The following is a 6,793-nucleotide window of genomic DNA, read 5'->3' as shown; positions in this document are numbered from 1 at the left end:
AACGTGGTGACGGGTTTGCGCTTGGCCGTCAGGATGCCCTTGAAGTTGGGAAACCGGGCCTCTGGAAAACGCTCGGTCACAGTGATGATGGCGGGCAGTCCGGCACGGACATTGAGGGTTCCACCCTCACCCTGGCGAACGCCGCTTACGCCGTCGTCGGCGATTTCCGCGGAGATCAATGAACCCAACAGTGGCAGTTGGAGATGTTCGGCAATCATGGCGGGCACGACGCCGGCGCGGCCATCCGTCGATTCGTTGCCGGCCATCACCACGTCGAACCCGGTAGACCTCAGTGCAGTCGCCAGCGTTGCGGCCGTTCGACCGGTGTCGGCGCCGGCCAGGGAATCATCCACAATGTGAACCCCTGAATCGGCTCCCATGGAGAGGGCCTTGCGCAAGGTCTGCGTGGCGTCGTCAGGACCCATGGTCATTGCCACAACCTCGGTGCCTTTGTTGGCATCCTTGATGCGCAGCGCGGCTTCGAGGGCGCGCTCGTTGATTTCATCGACCACGGAGTCGGCAGCCTCACGGTCGAGCCGGCCCGTTGCCAGATCGAGCTTCCGTTCCTCGGCCGTATCCGGCACTTGTTTGACGAGCACGACGATCTTCATTCAACAGCTCCCTCGATGCAAATGGCTGACGCTTGGAATCGAGAATACTAGGAACTCCTAGTATTTACCATGGAGCGAAGGAAGGAATACTTGGAACTCCTATTGATTCTGCCGGGCATGCGGCTTTCCGGGCCGGCGTGGGGATTCGGGCCGGCGGCAGGTTGCAGGCCTTCTTTCGAAGCGATCGATCTAGCCCTGGCGAATGCCGAGGGTGTTCCCGTCGGGATCACGGAACCATGCGCCACGGGCGGGGCCGAGCTGAGCGATGTGCCCTGTTGTGGCAAGGGGACCCTCTGTGTAGTCGAGGAACTCCACGCCCTTGGCGGCCAAGTCGCCGACCACGGCCTCAATGTCGTCCACTTCGAAGTGGGCAAGGGTGTGCTCTGTAGCGGTAGGCGGACGCTTGAAGACTGAGATCTCGCTGACGGATCCGCAACGGTACCGCACGCCGACCGGAGTCTCCCAGAGGAAGGTCAACCCCAGGATGCCGCCATAGAATTCTTTCGCCCGCTCCAGATCGGTGACCGGAATCGTCGCCACTACCATCGTCGCACTGATCATCTCGGGCCTCCTCAGGGCGGCCCATTCCGTCAGGATGAACGGGCCATTCGGCCCAAGTGTCTTCCTCCGGGAGCTGACTGTCAACGAGGATCGGGAGATTCAGCGGTGCTGCGTCGCACGGCCATCACCACGCTGACAAGTACCGACAACGCTATGACCACGACCATTCCGGCGAAGTTCGGCTGGAATTCCAAGGCCAGCGCCCCGTTTTCGGCTCCCCGAGTCGCGGTGAAAAGTCCCGGCAGGGTCGCCCGGGAACCCGTCGAAATGGCGATCACGCTCACTGCCACGCACAGAATGAACGCCAGGGCCAATCCGCCGGCCACGCCGTCCAGCGCTGCGCCAACTATTTTCGACACCGTTTTCATTGGGGTCCCTCCTCGAGCCGGCCAACGCGGAGCGCCGCCTGTATTCCAGTGATGAAGCTTTGTCCCCGCCCAAGAAACTACTCCGACATTCTGCCTCTCGGGGGTCGAAGTGGTTAAGATCCGTACAGATTTGCCAAAAATCAGCGTGTTTTCCGGCAATCTCAGTGTGGATCTCGGCGCTTCTGCGTGTGAAAAAACGTTTCACCCGGATCGGCCCGCATGGCCGTCTAAGACCGCGTCCAAGACCTGCTTGGGGAAATTAGGAGCGGATGTCTCCACTGCGCGCCCACATCAGGGTCGGGAGGGCGGCGAAATGGGGTTAAACGAAAGAGTCCGCCCAGACGGGCGGACTCTTTCGTTTATTTGGTTGCGGGGACAGGATTTGAACCTGTGACCTCTGGGTTATGAGCCCAGCGAGCTACCGAACTGCTCCACCCCGCGTCGCAGAATCAACTCTACCGCACATTCGAGGGCGCCCCTGACCATTCAGATGTGCGCTGCAGCACGATGGGATCTGGAGGACCTTCGGGCGAAGTGACAGCCCTTGAGGGGCTATTCTCGGGGGCTTGGCGCCATCCTGACCTTCTTTGCTTTGGGAAAGCGCTTGCGACACGGCGAGTCGCGTCATTCTGGCGCCCAGAAGGCTCAAAGAAGGTCAGGACGGAGCTGGCACAGCCGTACCCGGCACATGCTCCACCGATCCCGCACTCCCCCATCCACAAATCGGTGGAAAACAAAAAGATCCGGCACAGTGTTTCCACTGTGCCGGATCTTTTCTCCAGTTGCGGGGACAGGATTTGAACCTGTGACCTCTGGGTTATGAGCCCAGCGAGCTACCGAACTGCTCCACCCCGCGTCGCAAGAACTACTTTACCTGCAGGTGAATGTCAGGCCAAATCGAAACGACGTGACCTCCGTCTCCCCCGCCGGGCGGCCACCATGCACGGGCCTCCATATCAAAAGGAAGACCGGGCCAGCCCTGGTGTGAGGGCTGGCCCGGTCTTGCAAAAACCTCCAGCTAAGCCGACATCAGCCAGCTGGAGAGTTGCCTACTTACTCGGCGAAGGCGAAGGCGACGGCGAGGCCGACGGGCTCGCCGAAGCTGGCAGTTGCCGACGGAGCCGGGGTGGCACCAAGCCTGGACTCGGCGTCGAGCGCTTTCTGTATCGCCGCCGACAGGAGGCTCTGCTGGGCGCCGTATCCGGCGAAGTCGCCCTTGGCCAGCGCGGCCTGGCCATCCTGGATGGCCTTGTTGGCCTGATCCAGCGCAGCTTCAGCTGGGCCTGTGCATCCGCCGTCGCAGGTGGCGTAGTAGTCCCCGGCGGAGTTGTGGTCTGGCCGTTGTTGGCCGAGTCTCCCGCCGAGGCCCCTGAGTCGCCCCCGAAGAGGATCTTCAGCGCACCGTCAAGCGTGGGGGCAAAGCCGACCTTGTCGCCGAAGGCCACGAGCACGCGTTGAAGCGTCGGATAGGAGGTCTCACCAGTGGACTTCAGATAGACCGGTTGGACATAGAGCAGGCCACCGCCGACCGGCAATGTCAAGAGGTTGCCGTTGAGCACATCGGATGCTCCCTGCCTGAGCAGGTTGAGTTCCCGCGACACTTCAGGATCGGAGTTGAACTTGTTCTGGGCCTGTCCTGGGCCTGGAACCTGGGTATCCGTTGGCAATTGGAGTAATCGCAACTGGCCGTAGGTGTCTGCCTTCACCCCCTTCTGGCTACCGGCGTCGGAATCGGCTGCGAGGAAGCCATACAGGATGTTCCGGGCGGCGCCGTTGACCACCTGTGGAATGAAGGAAGACGTCAGCTGGAAGGCCGGCTTGGTCTGGTCGGGCATCTGCAGGGACATGTAGAACGGGGGCTGCCGGACGGGATCCGTGACCGTGGGGTCATTCGGAACGCTCCACGCGTCGTTGTTCTGGTAGAAGCTGTCCGCGTTGGTCACGTGGTAGCGCCCAAGCAGCTCACGCTGGACCTTGAACAGGTCCTCCGGGTAGCGGACGTGGCTCATCAGCTGTCCCGACATCTCCGAGTACGGCTTGACGGTGGTCGGGAAAATCTTCTCCCACGCTTTGAGGATGGGGTCCTGGTCATCCCAGGCGTACAGCGTGACCGAGCCGTCATAGGCGTCAACAGTGGCCTTGACCGAGTTCCTGATGTAGTTGACCGCGCTGTTCGGCAGGGCCGCCGTGCGCCCGGAGGTCGTCTGCGAATCGGCCGTAGCGTTTCCCAGTTGCTGCTGCTGGGAGTAGGGGAAGTACTGGCTGGTGGTGTAACCGTCCACGATCCACTTCACCCGGCCGTCGACAACTGCCGGATAGGCGCTTCCGTCAACCGTCAGGTAGGGCGCAACCTTTTGCACGCGCTCACGCGGAGTGCGGTCGTAAAGGATCTGGGACTTCTCGTTGACGCCGTCAGACAGCAACAGGTCCGAGGACTGGAACTTGATCGAGTAGAGGAGGCGGTTGAACCAGTTGCCCACGTTGGGGCCACCGTTGCCGGTAAAGGTGTACTGAGTTTCAGTAGACGTGTCTTTGCCGGCCGGTCGGTCCTGTTCGCGGTGCGGAGCGCCATCGGGAGCGCCGACCACCGAGTAGTCCGGCGAATCTTCACCGAAGTAGATGCGGGGTTGGTAGCTCGCATCGCTGCCAAGGGTACCCATGGATGGAATTCCGGACAGCAGGAAGTCCGGCTTTCCATCAACCGTGAAGGTGTTGCCCTTGGCGGCCACGACGCCGTAACCGTGGGTGTAGACGATATGCCGGTTGACCCAGGTCTGCTGGCTGGCGTTCAGCCCGTCCTGGTTCAACTCCCGGACGGCGATCACGGTGTCCTGGGTCTTGCCGTTCACGGTGTACCGGTCGACATTCAGGGCCTTGGGAAACTGGTAATACGGACGGTACTGCTCCAGTTGGGAGAACGCCGAGGAAACCAGGTTCGGGTCCAACAGCCGGATGTTGGCGGCTGTCTGGGCATCCTTGGCAAGCGCCCCGGTCTTGGCGTCCGTGGTGGCGTTGTAGGGAGAAACCTTGATCTTGTCCAAACCGTAGGCGGACCGGGTCATGGCTATGTTGCGGTCAATGTACTTGTTTTCGAGCGTCTGCTCCGAGGGGCGGACTTGGAACTGCTGGATGACCCAGGGATAGACACCACCGGCGAGGATGGATGTGATGATCAGCATGGCCGTGCCGATCACGGGCAAGCGCCAACGGCCAATCACGGCGGCCACAATGAAGAGGACGGCCACCAGGCCCGCGGCAACGGCCAGGATGGTCTTGGTCGGAATCACGGCGTTGACGTCCGTGTAGAGGGCACCTGCCCAGTGGCCACCGTTGTTCTGGACGGTGCTGTAGACGTCAAGCCAGAAGTTGGCTCCGAGAAGCAGCAGGAAAACGGCCCCGGTCACGGCCAAGTGGATTTGGGCGGCACGGCTGGTGAAGATGCCGCGTTCCATGAGCCGGATGCTCCCATAAAGGTAGTGGGTGAGGATTCCCGCGATTCCGGCAATCACCACAACGCTCATGAGGAAACCCGTGACAAAGCCAAGGAACGGCAAAGTCATGAGGTAGAAGCTGATGTCCAGGCCAAACTGGGGATCGGCCTGGCCGAAGGGTACCTGGTTGAAGAACAAGAGCACCGATTGCCATTGGCTCGCGGCCGCGCTGCCGGCAAAGAGGCCAAACAGCACGGGGATGCCGATCATGACCACGCGTCGCACGGGCTCCAGTTGGGCCTGGTACCGGTTCAGGTTGTCCCGGACCTCGGAATCCGGAGCGTAGACCGGCCGTGCATGGTAGGCAACGCGGATGGCGTAGAAGACCGGCACGAACATCAGGACGAATCCCGCCAGGAAGATCAGGATCCGGGCAAGGTTCTCCTTGAAATAGACTTCGAAGAAGCCCAACTGCTGATACCAGAGGACGTCTGTCCACACATTGGCGAAGAAAATGAATCCCACCACGGCGACGGCGACGATGATCAAAGTTGGAGTGAGTGCACCCCGTCTCCGCTGCGGTCTTCCGGGCGGGCTGGTGCTGGCTGGACGGGACAAACTCGATACCTCATCGCTGGTCGTCAGTTAACGGTCATCAGTGCGTGTGTTCGTCGGCCCCGGTGCCGGGTAGTAATGGCGGAGGCCGTCATTAGTGCCACGAGTGGCGGTGGAGCTAAGTTCCATCATCAGTCTAGTTGTTGGAGCATGTCGGGAGGCGGGACACATCCTGGCCCGAGGCGAGTCGCTCCACAGCGGATTTCGCGTCCGCGAGGGTGTCCACTTTGACTACCTGCAGCCCGTCCGGAACGTGGCCCACGACCTCGTCGCAATTGGCGGCAGGCGCGAGGAAAAGCGTGGCGCCGCCGCTGCGGGCTCCGCGCATTTTCTGGGCGATTCCGCCAATGGGTCCCACGGTGCCGTCCGGCGAAATGGTGCCGGTGCCGGCCACATGCTTGCCCCCTGTGAGGTCCCCGGGGGTGATGCTGTCGATGATCCCCAGCGCGAACATCATGCCGGCGCTCGGTCCGCCCACCTGGTCCAGGGAGATCTTGACGTCAAACGGGAACGTGAACTTGTACTGAAGCAGTACGCCCAGGATGTACTTGCCGTTTGAGCCCTTGCCCGGAGTAATACTCACCGTCACCGGTTTGCCGTTACGATCGACGACGACGGCGGCAGGCGCGCCCGCGCCGTCGGCCAATGCGGTTTGGACGACGTCAGGGACGTGACGGCCTTGCCGTTGATCGACGTGAAGACGTCCCCGGCCTGGAGTTTGCCCGCCGAGGCCGAGCCATCGGACAATCCTGCGACCGCAAGCTTCTGCCCGTACGGGATGTTCTCTTCCTGAAGGGCCGAAGCTATTGCGTTCTCCTGGGACGTGGTCATGGCAAGCGCGCTTTCCTGTTCGGATTGCTGCTTGGTGGTGCCCTTGGGATAGAGAAGTTCTTCGGGGTACACGGCCTTGGAACCGTCCAACCAGGCTTGGAAGGCCTCGAAGATGTTGACTGGTCCGTTGGGGCCGCCGTTGATATAGACGGTAGTCAGGTCCAGATTTCCCTTGGCGGGATACGACGCGTGTCCGGTGATGCTAATGACAGGCTTGTTGTGGTCCATGCCCAAGGTGTTGAACGTCGGTCCGGGAGATTCCACGACGTAGGGAACAGGAAGGACAGCCGCGGCGATTCCCAACACAATGGTCAGGGCCCCGGCGACCAACATCGCGACGTACCGGCCGTCGCGGCGCCGTGCCGGTGGGGGCGCG

The 6,793-nt window shown here is 61.6% G+C and carries 3 protein-coding genes, 2 tRNA genes and 2 pseudogenes; all 7 read right to left on the bottom strand.

All coding sequences use genetic code 11. The features are described from left to right. Positions 1 to 611, bottom strand: a 611-nt coding sequence (locus AHiyo1_RS02605) for an electron transfer flavoprotein subunit beta/FixA family protein (protein ID WP_059387517.1), incomplete at its 3' end; no start/stop codon positions are given. A 189-nt stretch (positions 612 to 800) separates the two neighbouring features. Then, on the bottom strand, positions 801 to 1,172 hold the full coding sequence (locus AHiyo1_RS02600; protein ID WP_059387516.1) for a VOC family protein: 372 nt from the start codon (positions 1,170 to 1,172) through the stop codon (positions 801 to 803). Positions 1,173 to 1,252: 80 nt separating this feature from the next. Then, complete coding sequence (locus AHiyo1_RS02595) at positions 1,253 to 1,540, bottom strand: hypothetical protein (protein ID WP_059387515.1); 288 nt, start codon at positions 1,538 to 1,540, stop codon at positions 1,253 to 1,255. Between the two features lie 364 nt (positions 1,541 to 1,904). Next, a tRNA-Met gene (locus AHiyo1_RS02590) sits at positions 1,905 to 1,981 on the bottom strand. 341 nt (positions 1,982 to 2,322) lie between these two features. Further along, a tRNA-Met gene (locus AHiyo1_RS02585) sits at positions 2,323 to 2,396 on the bottom strand. 193 nt (positions 2,397 to 2,589) lie between these two features. Then, positions 2,590 to 5,589 (bottom strand): annotated as a pseudogene (locus AHiyo1_RS02580) (UPF0182 family membrane protein). A 133-nt stretch (positions 5,590 to 5,722) separates the two neighbouring features. After that, a pseudogene (locus tag AHiyo1_RS02575) lies at positions 5,723 to 6,793 on the bottom strand (YlbL family protein); the annotation flags it as partial.

It is taken from the genome of Arthrobacter sp. Hiyo1, from assembly GCF_001263615.2.
Taxonomy (GTDB): Bacteria; Actinomycetota; Actinomycetes; order Actinomycetales; family Micrococcaceae; genus Arthrobacter.
Note: the sequence above shows the minus strand (reverse complement) of the source record. Positions and strands in the feature narration are given on the sequence as shown.

Coding starts and splice junctions, on each gene's coding strand:
- AHiyo1_RS02600 (WP_059387516.1), bottom strand. CDS start 1,172: ATGATCAGTGCGACGATGGTAGTGGCGACGATTCCGGTCACCGATCTG.
- AHiyo1_RS02595 (WP_059387515.1), bottom strand. CDS start 1,540: ATGAAAACGGTGTCGAAAATAGTTGGCGCAGCGCTGGACGGCGTGGCC.